We start from the raw sequence: 17,373 nt of genomic DNA on the forward strand, positions 1-17,373 counted from the left end.
TTTTGCGTTATATGATGCTATTTTCTAGTTCCGGTCCATTTCTATAAAAGGTTGCTTCGAACTCGAACGATCTCGTTCCAGTCATCGCTCCCTTGCATCTTTAGAGCAATAAGACAACTAACGATTAATACATGAGCTACTCCACCACAACCCACGGATAACGGGATGGCGCATCTAACAGGAATCGTACACGTTCTGGTGTTCTACCCTCTTCATCGAACAAAAGTAACTCATTCTCTTCCTGTAGCCAGGCTACCGGGATCTTGTAATCCTCTTGCGGACCAATCTGCCAGTAACGACCCAGATGATGTCCGTTCAGGTGAATGGTTCCTTTGCTCATCCCGGTCAGGCGAAGCATCAAGTTCACCTTATGATGCTCGGAAAGAGTAGGCCTGGTGAAACGCCAGCAGTACCAAACGGGATGACCGTACGAGTCTTGTGCTCGGAGGGTACCAGATGTGGAGTGAGCCTTCTCGCTCACCGTAACACTTGAGATCCCATCGTCAAAGGTAACGGTCACCAGATTGGCAGTACAATTGCCACCTTCAGCGATACCAGGCTGTGCTGCACGTTGGATCGCCCCCTGTGCTCTACGTTGGACCGTTTCTTGCACTGCCTCGTATCTCTCCCATTGTTGCGGAAGCAATGCATCCGTCCCTGCCATACGCCAATCCTTCAGTTCTCCATGACTCGGATATGTGATCAGTTCCAGTCGATTCAGCGAAGAGCGGCTATACGGCATTTCCAGTGTATTTGTCTCTCCAGTCTTGATATACAAGGATATGTCTAACGTCTGGAAGGCAAACCAATCCTGATATCCTTCCATCGGAACTTCGATACCATTGATACAAAGACCTTTGCTCAAGGCACCCACAAGAATCGCCCGATCCATGCCATACAGCATAAAACTTCTGCTCAGAAGTGGCGCCCCATGTATAGCGTTCACCTCATCGAGATGCACAAGTCCACTCTCCATAACCCAATCCCGACGAATATCCTGAACCTTGCCATCCAGATACACAGCACCAGCCAGACCTTTGCTCTCACCCAAATACGGAGAGAAGTTCAATCTGCCCATATGTTGTACCAGAATTTGAAGTGTATTTTTCCCTTGGTCCAACTGCAACTGCACACCTGCTGCCCCTACCTGACGCACTAATGCCTGCTGAACACCATTAACGATGATTCTGGCAGTATCCTGGATATCCGGCAAAATGAGGTTAGTGACCCCTTCGGTTGGACTCTCGAAATCACATTCGTACAATAGATAACCAAAATCTTGTCCATACCGGGAAAAGTCTTCCGGTTGTCCACTCGCCGAGCGTTGCTTCGCAGTTAACGTAATACGTGACATCTCAGGAGAATCAGACAATGTCGGCGCACTCGGTAATGTCCACGGAAGCTGCTGCTGTTTGCCTGCAATAGGCTTCTCGCTGGCATAGAACTCGTGACCTGTTAACGTCCGTTCTCCATCGGTCCAGTCACCAAGCAGCGTAATTGTGCGATCTGGGTCAGTAATCATGCCCTTGACCTGACCCGATGGTAATACGTCTATGTCATCGAAGCCGATCGCATAACGAAGTCCCTTCTGGTCTGTTGCTTCCAATCGCCATGTTCGATTCATCGTTTCTTGATCCAGAATGATGAATCGGATCGGTGTGCCGTTTGCTTCCAGCTGGATCGTTCCCGGCTCTTGGAAATGGAACAGATCGAAGCGGTATACGTTCCTTGCTGAATCATGCTCAACCAGCACTTGCACCGTACTGTCCGTGACGTTCAGTGCCCCGGCTTCCAGTTCAACAACAGAACGCTGCCCTGCAGCGGCCACGATGAACAGGGTTAATTCTCCGTTTATCATTTCATTGCCCGTAATCATCGTACCCGCAGTCAGATATACGTGTTCAGCAATCTGTACTCGATCCAGCAATGGAATAATCTGTCCTGGATTCAGCGATACTGGAAGAGTACGACCTTCCTCCAACGTAATGTGCATCGTCTCGCGTTCATCCTTGTGACTCTCCAGGAACCAAATCTTCTGGTTATCAGCCTGTCTGCCTCGTACAGATATGCCTTCAGGATGACGTACAACGATCTCTTCTTCTGGAATTTCCTCTGTTTCCATCAGAAGGGCCCCGAAAGCATGGACGAAATAGGAAAGATTCTTGGTTACCGCATATTTCGGTGTCACCCGTCCATATTCGTTCAGCGGTGCATCATAGTCATAAGACGTAATCATGAAGATGTCACTGCTACCCATCGTTCTGCCGCCATATCCACCAAAATTTGTACCGCCGTAGAACATATAATGGCTGATTCCGGTATACCCGGCACGCAGAATCTCCATGATGCGTCTCTCCAGCAAAGGCGCCGTCTTCTGAATGGCCGAAGGCCCTCCCCAATTCTCGAACCATCCGGTCCAGAATTCCGTGACCATCTTCGGGGTGTCCGGCTGTTTGGCCCGAAGGTTCTCATAATGCCCGTCAGCACCTGACCAGAAATTAGCCCCTTCAATCGTGCCTTCCGCCCCGCCAACGCAAGTGATCAGCGTAGCGTCAATGCCACGTTGCAACAATCCATCTCTCAGTGTGTTCATATGCTCACTTGCAGCGGCGTCATCCATCAGATATCCGTATTCATTCTCCACCTGCACGAGAATAACCTTCCCCCCGGCCGATAACTGGCGCTCCCGAATAATCGGCACAATCCGGTCAAAGTACAGGTTCACATAGTGCAGATACGTCTCATTGTTTTCCCGGAATTTCACGCCGTCCTTCGTACCAAGCCAGTATGGAAACCCGCCAAAATCCCATTCCGCACAGATAAACGGTCCCGGACGCGCGATGACCCACATGCCGAGTTCTGCGCACAAATCCAGAAATGCTCCGCAATCGTTGTCCCCTTCAAAGAACCACTGTCCTTCTTCCGGTTCATGCACATTCCACGCAAAGTAGGTGTCGATGCAGTTCATGCCTGCCAGCTTCGCCTTCAGCAGAACCTCACGCCATTTTTCCTTCGGCATACGGAAATAATGGATCGTGGCACTGTTCAAAAATATACGCTCTCCGTTTAGGAAAAAACTGCGTGCATCGTATGTTAATTCAGATTGAACACCGTTCTCAGCCCTGGTGATGTTCTTCTCCTGTTCCTGCAGCAAAAGGGATGCTTTCTCTGTCAAAGTTATCCCCTCCTTCTCTTTATTTATATAAATTGAACTAAAGATTATTTACACTGCACACTTCGATGACAGAACAACCTTCCGATCGCTGTTATCCCCAGATTTTTTGATTTCCTTTTCTCAAAGGGGAAAACCCGGGGATAAAGGCGACCGCTCCGCTTCTTCAGGTCCTTTCTGTCCTCTCCGTTCGGTGTAAATGTTTAGTTCAATTTATATAGGTTCATATGTCCTGTAACTCTTTTAAAATATAAGGCGAAAAATCCGTTGAACTAAAAGACAATCTACACCAGCACTACGATGACAAAATCCTTCCGAGTGCTGCTATCAGTTCACCTGCACCGTCACGCCTTCCAGTACAACGGTTGTGATGGAATTGTCTGCCGTAGGTACTTCCAGTCCGTTGGCGTACACCGGGATGTCTTCAAGCTGTTCCATGTTCCGTTCCGGTGAAGTTTGATACACCTGAGCGGTGGCTGATTTTCCATACGTATACCCTTCCAGTTCAAACGACGTTGTTCCAGCTGACAATTCATTACGAATCACCAGCACCAGTCTCTGACGTTCCGCGTCATAGGCAGCCAGTGTGCGTCCACCATCCGTTGGAATAATCATCGCGCCTGGACGAATAAACTTTGTGAACTGGGCCATACCATAATACTGTTTGGTCATCTCGTACTGCTCTTCTCCGTTGAAATTGGCATGAATGAATCCCCAATTGTTATTGGCGCCTTCATCTTCAACGGCCTGCCAGTATACCCAGGCGGATGGCTGCATGATTTTCAGATCAAACATGATCCGCTCTGCCAGCTCCTGAACTGAGGTCATATCCTCATGACTGTGCGGCTCGCTGCCGCCGGTTCCGTACTCAGACATCCACAGCTTCTTGCCATGGCGTTCTGCCAGCGTGCGCAGCTCTTCCATTTTGCTACCATTATAAGAGTGGGTATTGATCTGCTGGATTACGTCCAGCGTGTCCTGATCATAAAGGTTGAAATTAAACACCGTCTCATCAATGCTGTTATCGTCCGCTGCACTAATGACGGTTCCGTCCAGTCCTTTGCTCTTCAACGATGCAGCAACTTTCTTGATAATCTCGGCCTGTTTCTCATTCGTAAAATGACTACCTTCCTGCATATTGCCCTTCTTCCACCAATCGGAGGAAGGTTCATTGAGCGGATTCAATGTGCGGAAGGTAATCCCCCACTTGTCTCGATAATGCTTCACGACTTCAGTCAGATAATCTGCAAATGCATCATACTGATCGTCACGCAGATTATTGCTACCATCTACGGCTCCGGTAACCGATCCACTGATCGTCATCCAGTAAGGTGGTGAATTGGAGAATGCTTCAGCAATGTTCACGCCACGCTCCATCGAGCCTTGTAATACAGCCCGCTGACCTGCATCAGCATCCCAGTCCCACTCTCCAGGTTCAGGCTGGAAGCCAGGTACATCCCCGCCGGGACGAAGAGCTTTCATCTCCGGATTTTCCTCACCGCCAATATTGTAACGAACGATGTTCAGACCTAATCCTTTCTCCGGGTCAAAGACCAGATCCATCACTTCACTAACCTTCGCCTGATCCTTCCATCCGCCAAGATCGTTGGCCCACCAGGCAAGTGACGTGCCCCAGCCTTCAAAATGATCATAGGACTGATCCAGCTTCAGACGTACCGGTTCCTCTTGAAATACAAGTGTTTTGGATGATTCATTGGCAAAATGATTGATAACAATTCCTCCTCCTGCCAGCAGGGCAATCAGGGCTACACCCATGAGGGTATAGTTCCGTTTGCCTCTGCTGCGTTGTTCTTTATGCGCCATGGGCTATACAATCCTTTCTCCATGTACGTTGATTATTCCGTTGACCCTGAACATCAAGTTCAATACATACAACCACTACAGACACTTCGGTTACTTGATTCCGCTGCTTCCGCCGCTAATGTTCGCTTCGTAGACATAACGTTGTCCGAACAGATATACCAGCACCATCGGAATAGTGAGGAACAGGGAAGCGATCATCACAAGGTTCCATGGTGGCATCTGCCCACCACCTACCGTAGTCAACAGCTGCACTCCAAGTGCCAACGGCATTTTCTCCGGATCATTGATATAGATGAGCGGCCCCATGAAGTTACCCCAGTTATAGGAGAATGAGAAGATCGCAATGGCAGCCAGTATCGGATAAGTCAGTGGCATAATGATCTTCCAGTAGATTCCCGGGTGTCCCATACCATCGATCATGGCGGCTTCATCCAGTGATTTTGGAATACTCATGACGAACTGCCGAATCAGGAATACGTTAAACGCTCCGGCGAAGAAGCTCGGTACGATCAGCGGGTAAAATGTATTAATCCAGTCCAGATGACGGAAGATGATGAACTGCGGTACCATCGTCACCTCACCCGGAATCATCATCGTACTGAGCAACACAATAAACAGGAAACGGCTGCCTTTTGCCTTGATTCGAGCAAAGCCGTAGGATACGATCGAAGCTGATAATACCGATCCGACAATCGTAAAGACGGTAATGATGACCGAGTTTTTGAGATACGTGCCAAGATTGTTATTCGTGAAGATGGTATAAAAGTTCGACCACTGGAACTCCATCGGAACGAAGGTAAAAGCTGATTTGACGGTTGTTGCGTCACTTGCCAGTGCAATGGAGATCATGTACAGGAAAGGCGAAGCAAGCAGCACCCCGACCAGAATCAGAAAAATATAGGATATCGTCTTCTCCACAGTCGATGGATTACTCATTGGCTTTTCCCTCCTCGTAGTGCACCCATAGCGCCGATGAACGGAATACAACGAGTGTCAACGCCATGATGATGATGAATAGTACCCAGGCAATCGCCGATGCATATCCCATTTTGTAGAATTGGAACGCATTCTGAAACAAGTAGGGAACAACCATCTGACTTGAATTGTCAGGTCCCCCGGCAGTAACGATGAATACCTGCGCGAAGGTCTGGAGTGCTCCGATCATCCCGGTCACGAGATTGAAGAAAATGACGGGAGTCAGCATTGGGAATGTAATATGGAAGAACGATTGTGTACTTTTCGCCCCATCGATGGCAGCGGCCTCGTACAGCTCCTGCGGAATGCCTTTCATCCCTGCAAGCAGCAATACCACGCCACCACCCACACCCCATAAGGACATGAGAATCAATGCAGGCTTAACCCAGTTGGGATCAAGAAGCCAAGCAGGACCCTGAATACCGAAGATCGCAAGTGCCTGGTTGATCAAACCTTCAGTCGGTGCAAGCAAGTGGATGAAGAGCAATGAACTCGCAACCACCGGAACAACGGAAGGCAGATAGAACAGAATACGGAAGAAGGTGATACCTTTGATTTTCTTGTTCAGGTAATATGCAATCCAGAGCGAGATCGACATGCCCAGCGGAATGGATATCAGCGCATAGAAGAATGTATTGCCGACGGATTTCCAGAAGATCGGATCATCGGTCAGTAACGTTCTGTAATTATCGATACCGATGAATTCAGGGGACTGGAACAGATCCCAATTCGTGAAGCTCATATAGATGGAAAACAGGATCGGACCCAGGGTCAGCCCCAGAAACCCGATCAGCCAAGGCGAGATGAAGATGTAGAACCATTTCCCGTCCTTTTTTCTCACGTTAAGCCCTCCCATGACGCAGAGAGCAGATGGAACCCGCCTTCACGCCGATTCCACCTGTTCTGCTGTCGCTGCTATTTGTGCATGTTCAGAAAAAACCTCTATTTGTAGAGTCTTTCCAGTCCACTCTGAATTTCGGTTACCGTATCATCAAGCGAGGCTTTATTGTTGAAGTACACACCCAGCTTATCGTTAATGAGCTTCATCATTTCGTTCCATTGCGGGTTGAATGGTTCAGCATAGATCGTCGATTCACTGAACGCAGCCATGTTGATTTTTTTGCCGCCATATTCGGCATTCAGGAATTCATCACTGGACAAACCTGCTTTGGTTGCAGGAGCATCCTGACCGGCTTTGATCATTGGCAGCTGTGCTTCCGGTGTGGTCAGTGCTTCGATGACTTTGAAAGCTTCTTCCTTGTGTTTGGAAGCGTTGGTAATCGTTAACCCGTTAAAGAATGCGTTCGTTTCGCCCCATACCGGAGAGATATCCCAATTAATGCCTTCCACCTTGGCAAGTGAACCAATGTTCCAGAACCCTGTCGTTTCCATGGCGATCTTGCCTTGAGCGAACAGCGGATCAGCTCCGATATTCCCCATGTCGGCAATCTCGGTTGGCGTTGGTCCCGCACCGTGTGTGAAGGTCAGGTCATTCATGAATTGTAATGCTTTACGCACAGGCTCTGTATTGAAGGTTGGTTTACCACTCTCATCGAACAATGAGCCACCGTTCTGGTAGATCAGCTGCATCCACTGCGGCCACCAGCTGCCAGGGTAGTAACCCCATTGAACCGTTTTGCCGTTCTCCTTCACCGTCAGCTTCTGAGCTGCCGCCATCAGATCATCCTGTGTCCAATCTTTGGTTGGGTATTCCACCCCAGCCTTGTCGAACAGATCTTTGTTATAAAAGAGGACCATCGCACCTGCCCGATCCGGCAAACCAAATTGTTTGCCATCATACTTCATCAGGTTGGCAATATCATCGGAATAACGCTCGGACATGTTCACATTGTTCGCCTGAATCATGTCATCCAACGGTATAATCTGATTCTTGGAGGCGTAAGCCTGATAGTTCTCGGCAATCATCATGATGTCCGGTGCCGTTCCTCCGGCGATCATGGTCTGTACCTTCTGGTCATAATCCCCTGCAACCACGTTCAGCTTCACGTTAATATCGGGATACGTCTGTTTCACAATGTCGAGTCGTTCCTGATAAATCTTCTTCTCATCCTCCGAGCCCCAGATCGTCATGCTCAAATCAACCTTGCCACCAGACTCGCCGGAAGAACCGTTTTTACTCCCGCTGCTACAGGCTGTCAGACCCATTACCATGACCAGCATCAATAACGAAATGACCTTTAAACTTCTTCTCATACGTTACGCCCCCTTGATATAATGAATGGATGACTACACTGAAACCCGTTTCATGAAATGGGTTTCATTAAGCTGAAACATAAAACCCGTTCCACTTTATGAAAGGGGTTTCATTCACGCACTCATTATATTTCACACTTCGAGGAAATGTCAACGCTTTCTTTTCCAATTACAGGCCCTTTATCTTGCAGCAGGTCCTGTACTTTGACGCACAATCAGCTCCGGTTGCAGAATGATCTGCTTCTTCGGTTTGCCTTGGTTAATCAGCTCATGCAGCACATCCACAGCCTGTTTGCCAAGCTGATACGTGTTCTGGGATACGGTTGTCAGTTCCGGTATAACGGCACTGGCGAGCGGTGTATCATCGAAACCCACAATGGATATATCCTTCGGAATCGAGAGCCCATGCTCAATCGTTGACTTGATCGCACCAATCGCTGTGTTGTCATTAACGCAGATGACTGCGGTGGGTGGATTGTCACGATCCAGCAGTTTGGACATCTCCCGTTTTCCATCGTCGATGGAGAAACTGCCGAGCAATTGCCGTTCTTTTGGTATTTCGAGTCCATGCTCCCGAAGTTTCTTCTGCACAGCTCTGACCTTGACCATGGTGGTGGACAACTCTTTCAGACCGCCGACAAAGGCGATATCGCGATGCCCCAGTTCAAGTAAATGCTCAGCTGCAAGGGCAGCCCCTGCACCTTCATCCGTGTACACCCGGTGGAACCCGCCTTTGGCAATATTGCCATTGACCAACACGATTGGCATACGTTTGCCCATATCAATTAATTCCTGGGCCATATCATCCGGACAGACCTGCATGTTGATTCGCCCGCCGAGAAAAATAATCCCGTCTACCCGCTTCTCTCGCAGGATGGACAAATATTCAGATTCCCTGTTGTAATCCCCTGCGGTATTGCATAGAAAAAACGTGTACCCCAATCCGCGAGCCTCATTCTCTGCCCCCCAGAATACTTCCGGGAAGAAGGGATTCGTAATGTCCGGCAGGATGATGGCAATGGTGCCCGTCTCTTTCTTGATCAGACTACGCGCCTGCGCGTTGGGCTGAAACTGGTGTTTTTCAATGATGGACATAATCTTCTCTCGGGTGCTTGCACGCACAGGTGCCGTATCATTCAGCACCCGGGAGACTGTCGCTACAGATACGTTTGCTTCTTTGGCGATGTCGTATATGGTGATCGGTGTCATAGCGGAACCTTCCTTTTTCTCTAATTTTCCCTATTTTCCCTGCTTATCATACCAGATAAGGAATGGCGATGGAATGGGTTTCATTGACGGGCGAATGATTTCACACTGAACCAAGAAGTTCCGGGCATGACATTCATAATGAACTGTTCGTTGCATTACGCATTAGCGTCAATATTTTCACAGGACATGTTCGCTTTTCTTTATTTCACCTTCTAATCTGCGTTTATGGTCCATATATTAAATTGTAAGCGAATTCATTGGAGATTAGAGGAGTGTGAACAACGTCATGATCATTCAAGTCAGTCCGCTGGCAGAAGCAAGACTTACTGAAAAGCTGGGAGATCGACCAGGCTATTTCAAATTGTTTTATGATACCGATGGATGCGGTTGTGACGGAATTGCGGTACTTCTGATCTTGAACGAACCGGATAGCGATGATGTTACCGTAGAAGCGGGGTCGCTTCCCTTTGTAATCAACAAACAGCAGCAGATTTACTTTGAACCCTGTCTGCGTCTGCAATCCGAGCACAGTTTCCCTTCATTCCGACTGAGCAGCGATTCCATGATCTATGGCAGTAATGTCAAAGTCCATGATTTACGAGATACCGCAGACGTAGCCCCTCAGCCCACTGGATGGTTTGTACGATAAACGTTGAATTAGCACTATAATCAAAACCTCCCAAGCCCAGATGTCATGCGGGGGACTGCCCCCCCCTCCCCTTTTTGTGAGACAGGGATCAAAGCACCTTGCAAGTTTAAGCAGCCAGTCTTCGAAAATGTATCGGAGACTATTTATTTAGTTTCGCTTGAATACGAATTGAGTTGTAGTAGTTGATGTAGTCTCGAACGGTCTGTTCAACGATGACTGTCGTTGTGTAAGATGTTCGAGGTAGAACGTTTCAGACTTTAGTGTAGAATGAAAAGACTCAATGGGAGCATTATCAGCGGGCGCTCCTTTACGGGACATGCTCATGGTAATGTCTTTTCTCTTTACTACAGTCTGGTAAACTTGAGAAGTATACTCGCTGCCTTCGTCGCTGTGGAGTAGCACATTTGTCCGCTCAGGAAGTTGTTCCAGCGTATCCAGAACCAAGGTGGTCTCCTGCTTGTCCGCTATACTGTAAGCGACAATCTCTCCGTTGTACAGATCCAATATGCTTGAAAGGTATAACATCTCATTACCGAACGGCAAATACGTAATGTCAGTTACCAGGTTTTGCAGGTTGCCCTGTGTTCTTTCGTTTTTTCGTCCGCACTCGGCACTGTAAGTCCTCGTGCTGCATCATTCACTGTATCCGTTTATGATTTACAGGAACTTCAATCCGGAGCAAGGCAGTGATTTTTCTATATCCGTACCGGAACTTGTGCTGAGTACAAAGCTGAACTACTTTCTCCACCATTGGATCGGGACGCTTGCTCTCCCAGGCTGCCTTCCAGCGGTAGTAGGTTGCTCGATCAATTCCAAGCCATGGACAAGCCTCAGATATGGTCACTTCTTTTCGAATGGACTCGGCCCAAGCGATAACGACTTCTTCTTCCACCTCTTTTCCAGTTCCTTGTACTTTTCACTAGTCCAATTCAAGAATCGGTTTTCTGCTTTTACTTTTTCGAGTTCTGTCGTGTGTTCTGGACTTCTTCCGTAGCTAAATTGCTTATCAACTGGTTGCTCTAGCGATGCAATTCTCCTTTTCAATGCCATCTCATCCACGTTTTTAATTGTGTCTTATTGCGTATTCCGAGCTGATCCATAACCTCTTTTACGGGTACCTCCACCAATCTCATTTCTATGGCTTTCATCTTTAACTCCACAGGATAACCCACTCTGGTTGCCATTACAAAAACACCTCCAAGATGATTTTCCTATCTTACGACAAGGTTTCATTCTCTTGAAGGTCTTTTGATTTGTCTCACGTTATGGGGTCAGTCCAGTGGGAAGGGAGATTTTTTATAAATTTTTTCATGTTTGTGGTAATGCTTCTGTCCCTCTAAATGAAAGACTATTAACGGGACTTATTCAACTACTCGACTTGCCCCATAATAAATAGATGCTAGGTATTTCAATCATGCGACGGATCACAACACTCAGGGCACAATATACTAGATTGGGTACAAAAAGATCTAGTAAATCGTTCTGAGACAATCTCAAAAAACACGTAACTCCACTTTTATGGATTTAATTTTCATTATATTGTATTTTATGTAGATCCTTAACTTAATATGGTATATAATTACTTTAAAGGAGGTTAAAAAAATCATTTAGAGCTATTTGTAATAAAAATCAAGCTTTCTTAGGAGGATATCTAAATAATGAATACCAAGAAGATATTAAAAATCGTCACGGTCTCTGCTATGTCGATAATGTTACTCATACCATCTGTATCCTTTGCAGAAGAAACTAGCACTGAATCAAGTTCTAATGCTGATGTCTTACATAAAATTCATCAAGCAGCGGAAATCAGTACTCAAAGCAGACTTCAAAGCAGTCTCCAAAGCCAATCAGCACAACTGAGTATTGAAAAAGATCCAATTCTTGATGAAGCTCCTGCATTCTATGCATCTATTGAAGGAAGATTGTATGATGAGTTATCTTTGTCAGAGCAAGAAAAGTTAGTTGAAATCACAACAGCAGCAACAGCTTATTATAACGCTATAGACAGCTCGATAAATGGTAATAATGAATCAGAAATATCACCTATGTATTTTGAATCAGAGCTTTCAAAAGCAATTGAAGCCAGTATATATGCCGGATTTCCAACGCTTTCAGCCGGCGAAATCGCCATTTCATTGATAAATTCTAATACAGCTAGAGACATTGGTGTTAGATATGCAAATCTCAATGGCTATTCACAAACATGGGATAATCCGGCCGATGCATTTAGACATTTCGCATGGAACTGGCTAAATACAAGAGATATTAATGCAAATGATGCCAGGGTTTTTGGTGATTTCCATGAACTCGCATTAGCAGCGGCTGACGATGCTAACGCTCTCAATTTAGACTTCCCTTCAAAAGTAGCTTGGGGTGCAACACGAGCTTTTGTTTTAAGATCACAAACTCAAGGGAGTCTCAGCGCTTTCAATTCTGAATTCAAAAATGATAGTGTGATGGATATATACAATAACTCCCAAGGTAGAAAGTATGCTGTAAATTCCTCACATTCTACTGTAGCTGATGCGTTCTACGCTGCTTTTGTCACAAATAAAAATTTGATAGGTTATACAAGTGAAGTTAACTCTTCGGTCAGAAGTACTGCATATAGTTACTGGAGATAATTCCAACCCTAACTTTTCAGAAAGTAAAACCGCCTACCCTTAAATGTGTAGGCGGTTTTACTTTCATCTAATTAATTACATTTCTCTTTGACGCTAACATTGTTATTTGAAACAATAACGTTAGAGTAACCTGACAATGATTCCGTATATGAACAAATCATCTTATTTGTAGTCTCACCTCTTGAATCAGTGAATTTCAAATAAATCCCACCTTCTCCGGACAAACTTAGACTAGGGTGAATTTTGACTACTTCCCCACTTTTTATTTCTGTACCCAACGTATCTTTAGATCCACTTTCAACTGTTCCTCCTTGAGCTCCAGATACCAGTACTCCCGTTTCTACGGATGAAAGATTAAAATCTGATTGGTTATCAATTGTCACCGTAAAGCTACTGAACTGATTTAAGAAAGAAAAAGCATTACTTTTTACTGAACTTAAAACTGCAACGGTAATGCCAACAACAATAATGATACAGATTGTCACAAACCATGCTAGTTTCTTGTTTGTCATTTAATCACCTCATTCGACTGTATACTAAATTACTGAATTTTCAATTTCTCTTAAATTAAAGTTTAAAGGGATATAAATGAATTATTCTCTTATAGATCAGTTCAACTTATACGCAGTAAATATGTTATGGATAATTCGAGCACTTCTGAACTTTTCTTATTGACGGATTGTAATATGAAGTGCGACACCTACTGGAAATAAATAAAAAATGGCCCATGGCCGGATTCGTGTAGAATGAAGGTTCCTACACCACATTCACACAAGGAGAATCCACCATGAGCTACACACATCTTAGCATAATCGAGCGCAGCAAGCTAGAAATCCTCCACCAGCAGGGAAAAAGTGCCAGGGTCATTGCCAGTGAATTGGGCAGCCATCATGCCACCATTTGCCGAGAACTCCGTCGAAACGAAACGCAGAAGCCCTATCGTGCCGAGCGATCTCAGGAGAATTATGTCCAGCGACGTAAGTCCTCCATCTCTGCCGGGAAATGGACACCGCAGCAGTTGCTCCTTATTGAAGAAAAGCTTCAAGCCACGTGGTCTCCCGAACAGATCGTAGAACGGCTCCGTCAAGAGGGACACCCTGTGGTCTGCTTTAAGACCATCTATCGTTGGCTGTATACAGGCCGTTTAGTGAAAGGGATGCTTACCGTCCTACGTCACAAAGGTAAACGGCAGAAGCCTGCAGAGACACGTGGCAAGTTCGCTGTGGGTAAGACCATCTCTCAGCGTCCGAAAGAGGTTCGTTCCCGGAAAACCTTCGGCCATTGGGAACTGGATACGGTCGTCTCGGGCCGTGGGAAAAGCAAGGGCTGTGTAGCTACGTTCATCGAACGCAAGACCCGACTGTACACCGCCATTCAAATGCCTGACCGTACAGCTTTGTCCATGGAGATTGCGTTTGGTGTAGCTGCCTCGCAATACCCTGTCCGTGCATTTCAAACCGCTACTGCAGATCGTGGCAAGGAGCTTGCCTGTTACGCCAGCCTGGAAGCCGCTCATGGCCTACAAGTGTATTTCGCAGATCCGTATTCCTCCTGGCAACGGGGCTCGAATGAGAATGCCAATGGCCTCTTGCGAGAGTTTTTCCCCAAGGGAACGGATTTCGCACAAATCACGGATGAAGCCTTAGAGACCGCTCTGCGCTTAATCAATCACAGACCACGAAAATGCTTGGGGTGGAGAACCGCTCACGAATCCTTTACAGAGGAACTGTCGCACTTGGTTTGACAATCCATCTATTAAATAACTCGATAACTCAATCCAAGCCTCCTTATTCCCAATATAACCCATTATACTTTGTAAGTCTAGATAGCTCTGCTTAGTGACTTTATTAGCGTTATCAAGACACATCTTATCCCTTATATCCAGAGAACTAAAACTAAATGTATGCAGTGTTCTCACAAATTATAACAAAATGTAAATAGAATATATCCCTCGCTCGTCAAAAATTCACACCTTTACAGAGTCACTCTATTTGAGAGTCTTTCTTACACTTGAAGCTAAAGATGGATATTCTACCGCTATAAAACTGCGTGTCGTCTTCTTTACACAACTTATGTTGCTGTGTATGACCTCAGTTCAGTAGGAACATCGTCCTGTCCTATACAAAACCCAACAACATCTATTCAAGTTATGATATCAGAACTCAGCTTTAGACATTTGTATCAGCTAAATGTAGGTTTCTTAGCATCTCAGCTGTAGACAGTAATAAAGTTGCGCATGATGGTTTTTGATCGTTCAACTTACCACTATATACTTACCATACCAGATTACATAATAAGAGCTACGTACAATTAATATTAATTTCGGTTAATGAGGGGCACCCCCATTAACACTTGTCAACAAAGTTTATAAATGATCAAAAACCATTCTTGCCTTCTCTTCACCAAAGGAAAGCATAAGGTGAATGAATATATAGCCGTTTGAATAACCCGTTTGATAAATCATTTTGTCAGCATTTCTGTTTTCCAGCGGAGTTGTATCCTTAGTTTCTCCGATGCTAGTAACCGATGCATTTTCTCCTAAATAATTAAATATGATAGGCATGTTATATATCGTACTTCTTAATACGTCCGTTGAAGCAGGATACATACTATTCATTTCATCATTATAGATTAAATTTGTAAAATTTATATTGTGCTGTTGTGCAATTTCTAATTTACTTCGAATAATTTGGTTATTTTGATTAGTTTGGATTTCCTTATTAATAATCAATGGAATAAAATCGATACACTCTCCTAATAAATGAAAATAATTGTTTGAACCATACTGTCTGCCAAAATTAATCATCCAGATAGGTATAGAAGACATGTTATAGAAAGAAGTTACGAACTTAATGAAATAATTCAAGCACGTTAACCAGCCGTCTTTATTAGAATCGAATTCCAATCCTTTATGCAAAATTATAGGACTAGATTCACGGAAAGACGATACGTTATATTTTTGCAAACCTTGTTGAAGTTCAAAGAAATTGTCTAAATCAAAAACACTTTTAATTCTATCATCCTGTATTCTTTGAGGTCCTCTTCTTATTTGTGATACATAACTCTCGTAACTAACAAGCTCAGTGGGTTGACTCGTGTTGGTTGCCTCTGTTTTGTATAATAATTGATCGTATCTTTTCGAGATAAAATCCTCCAAAATCCCCCTACTAATAGAATCAAATTTAACATGTGAAAATGGAATCATTAATGTGAACTTTTTAGTATTTTCTTTTACAAGTAGTAATCGATACATTAATGAGTTTTCTTGACTATATTTTTCATTGAAAAGATGTTTACGTACTAAGTTTAAAATTTTTGATTTAGTGTGTTCGTTATACATGGATATATCATAAAAAGGTATTTTTAATGCCGTCCGTGGCTCATACACTTGCCACTTTAGTTGGTTTTGATCTGTTATTAAGAGACTTTTCATCATCTCTTGAGTTTGAAGTAATTCTGCAAATACTTCATTCAGAATATCTATATTGACAATTTGATTAAAATAAATTGTTGTACCTGAGAATTCTTGATTCTGTGCATGATAATATTGAGAAGGTGAAATAGGATACTCTTTTATTAGTGATCCTTCACTGAAATAGGCTGTAAACCGCTCTTGCAAATAGTCAATTTCAAATAATTTTTTCTCTAACAACATTTGATTTGATGAAATAAACTCAGGAACAAAATCCTCATCATACTTATCATCTGAATAAATTATATATTCTGGGTGCAAAGATTCCTCTACTTCTACTGAGAGTATCTTTTCAATTTCTAAACTTTTGCTACTTTGAATCTCATTCATAAATAGTACTGTGATTTTTCTCCCATCATAGTCCTTAATTGCAAACTTTGCTCTCACGCCAAGTCTTGATTCAAGCAATAATTCGGTATCATCATATGTGTTAATTTTTCCGGGTAGAGTTTGCTGCTTCAAATCTAAGAAGCCTGCTAATTCTGATATAGTTTGATGAGTCAATAACTCATTGAAAGTTACCTTGTACCCTTTTTTCGATAAAGTCGATCGTACTGTTAATATTTTTAATGAATGACCACCTAAAAGAAAAAAATTATCATTCCTTCCTATTTCTTTTATATCTAATACATCACTCCAAATATCAGAAAGCATTAATTCTGTTTCACCAATCGGTCCAAAATAACTATTATCTTCTTCAGCTTTCCAATCAGGGAGTGCTTGAAGATTAATCTTCCCATTTGAATTCAATGGCAGGGTTTCCAAGAATACAACATGGGACGGAATCATGTAGTGAGGCAACTGTTGGAGTAGCTGCTCTCGAAGATGCGTTTCGTTCATTGCTTCTTCGCCAACCACGTACGCACACAGCCCCACATCTCCCCCATGATCCACACTCTTCACAGCGGCTTGCCGAATTCCCGCTTGTTTCAACAACACTTCTTCGATCTCTCCAAGTTCTACTCGATATCCTCTCACCTTTATTTGGTGATCGCGACGTCCAGCAAACTCTATCGTTCCATTGGGTAACCATCTTGCGATGTCCCCTGTACGGTACCACCAGCTCTCGGCGCGGTATGGATTTACTTGGAATCGTTCTTCTGTCAACGCCATTTGGCCTAGGTACCCTTTAGCTACACCATCTCCGCTGATACATAGCTCTCCGTAGACTCCAGGTGGGACCAATGTATTGCTTCCTTGCACGATGTACACTTGCGTATTCGCAATGGGTCTT

At 44.5% G+C, this 17,373-nt stretch carries 13 protein-coding genes and 1 pseudogene; 3 read left to right on the top strand and 11 right to left on the bottom strand.

All coding sequences use genetic code 11. The features are described 5' to 3' along the window. Positions 1-136: 136 nt before the first annotated feature. From QVE09_RS14680 to QVE09_RS14705, 6 genes are all read right to left on the bottom strand, one after another. A complete protein-coding gene (locus QVE09_RS14680) occupies positions 137-3,175 on the bottom strand; it encodes a beta-galactosidase (RefSeq protein ID WP_315937356.1) in 3,039 nt (1,012 codons plus the stop codon). 324 nt (positions 3,176-3,499) lie between these two features. Continuing rightward, positions 3,500-4,996, bottom strand: a complete 1,497-nt coding sequence (locus QVE09_RS14685) for a glycoside hydrolase family 30 protein (protein ID WP_315937357.1) — start codon at positions 4,994-4,996, stop codon at positions 3,500-3,502. 90 nt (positions 4,997-5,086) lie between these two features. Then, positions 5,087-5,932, bottom strand: coding sequence for a carbohydrate ABC transporter permease (locus tag QVE09_RS14690; RefSeq protein ID WP_017687022.1), 846 nt, complete (start codon positions 5,930-5,932; stop codon positions 5,087-5,089). Then, positions 5,925-6,812 carry a carbohydrate ABC transporter permease gene (locus QVE09_RS14695; RefSeq protein WP_315937358.1) on the bottom strand — a complete coding sequence of 296 codons (888 nt, stop codon included), beginning with the start codon at positions 6,810-6,812 and terminating at the stop codon, positions 5,925-5,927. Before QVE09_RS14695 ends, QVE09_RS14690 begins: the two co-directional genes overlap by 8 nt. Positions 6,813-6,913: 101 nt before the next feature. Further along, positions 6,914-8,185 carry an ABC transporter substrate-binding protein gene (locus QVE09_RS14700; protein WP_076216405.1) on the bottom strand — a complete coding sequence of 424 codons (1,272 nt, stop codon included), beginning with the start codon at positions 8,183-8,185 and terminating at the stop codon, positions 6,914-6,916. Positions 8,186-8,365: 180 nt separating this feature from the next. After that, entirely contained in the window at positions 8,366-9,394 is a 1,029-nt protein-coding gene (locus QVE09_RS14705) for a LacI family DNA-binding transcriptional regulator (protein WP_036617286.1), read from the bottom strand. Between the two features lie 274 nt (positions 9,395-9,668). Here QVE09_RS14705 and QVE09_RS14710 point away from each other — a divergent pair, with 274 nt between their 5' ends. Beyond that, a complete protein-coding gene (locus tag QVE09_RS14710; RefSeq protein WP_223868931.1) occupies positions 9,669-10,043 on the top strand; it encodes an iron-sulfur cluster biosynthesis family protein in 375 nt (124 codons plus the stop codon). A gap of 139 nt (positions 10,044-10,182) precedes the next feature. Here the strand turns inward: QVE09_RS14710 and QVE09_RS31605 are convergent. The 3 genes and pseudogenes from QVE09_RS31605 to QVE09_RS31615 form a co-directional block, all read right to left on the bottom strand. Then, positions 10,183-10,616 (bottom strand): annotated as a pseudogene (locus QVE09_RS31605) (IS3 family transposase); the annotation flags it as partial. Positions 10,617-10,680: 64 nt separating this feature from the next. Then, complete coding sequence (locus QVE09_RS31610; RefSeq protein WP_483874295.1) at positions 10,681-10,935, bottom strand: IS3 family transposase; 255 nt, start codon at positions 10,933-10,935, stop codon at positions 10,681-10,683. Between the two features lie 148 nt (positions 10,936-11,083). Beyond that, positions 11,084-11,227: a hypothetical protein gene (locus QVE09_RS31615; protein WP_483874296.1), complete on the bottom strand. Its 144-nt coding sequence runs from the start codon at positions 11,225-11,227 to the stop codon at positions 11,084-11,086. Between the two features lie 474 nt (positions 11,228-11,701). Here QVE09_RS31615 and QVE09_RS14720 point away from each other — a divergent pair, with 474 nt between their 5' ends. Further along, the gene (locus QVE09_RS14720) at positions 11,702-12,667 is read left to right on the top strand and encodes a DUF6973 domain-containing protein (RefSeq protein ID WP_315937359.1); all 966 of its coding nucleotides are present in this window, start codon (positions 11,702-11,704) and stop codon (positions 12,665-12,667) included. A 71-nt stretch (positions 12,668-12,738) separates the two neighbouring features. Here QVE09_RS14720 and QVE09_RS14725 read toward each other — a convergent pair whose 3' ends face one another. After that, complete coding sequence (locus QVE09_RS14725; RefSeq protein ID WP_315937360.1) at positions 12,739-13,179, bottom strand: hypothetical protein; 441 nt, start codon at positions 13,177-13,179, stop codon at positions 12,739-12,741. Positions 13,180-13,454: 275 nt separating this feature from the next. Here QVE09_RS14725 and QVE09_RS14730 point away from each other — a divergent pair, with 275 nt between their 5' ends. Further along, positions 13,455-14,411: an IS30 family transposase gene (locus QVE09_RS14730; protein ID WP_315937361.1), complete on the top strand. Its 957-nt coding sequence runs from the start codon at positions 13,455-13,457 to the stop codon at positions 14,409-14,411. Between the two features lie 621 nt (positions 14,412-15,032). On the opposite strand, the gene QVE09_RS14735 is transcribed toward QVE09_RS14730, so the two are convergent. Next, on the bottom strand, positions 15,033-17,252 hold the full coding sequence (locus tag QVE09_RS14735; protein ID WP_397387041.1) for a condensation domain-containing protein: 2,220 nt from the start codon (positions 17,250-17,252) through the stop codon (positions 15,033-15,035). Positions 17,253-17,373: the final 121 nt, after the last annotated feature.

Origin of the sequence: Paenibacillus sp. ClWae2A, assembly GCF_032452295.1 — a bacterium.
Classification (GTDB): domain Bacteria; phylum Bacillota; class Bacilli; order Paenibacillales; family Paenibacillaceae; genus Paenibacillus.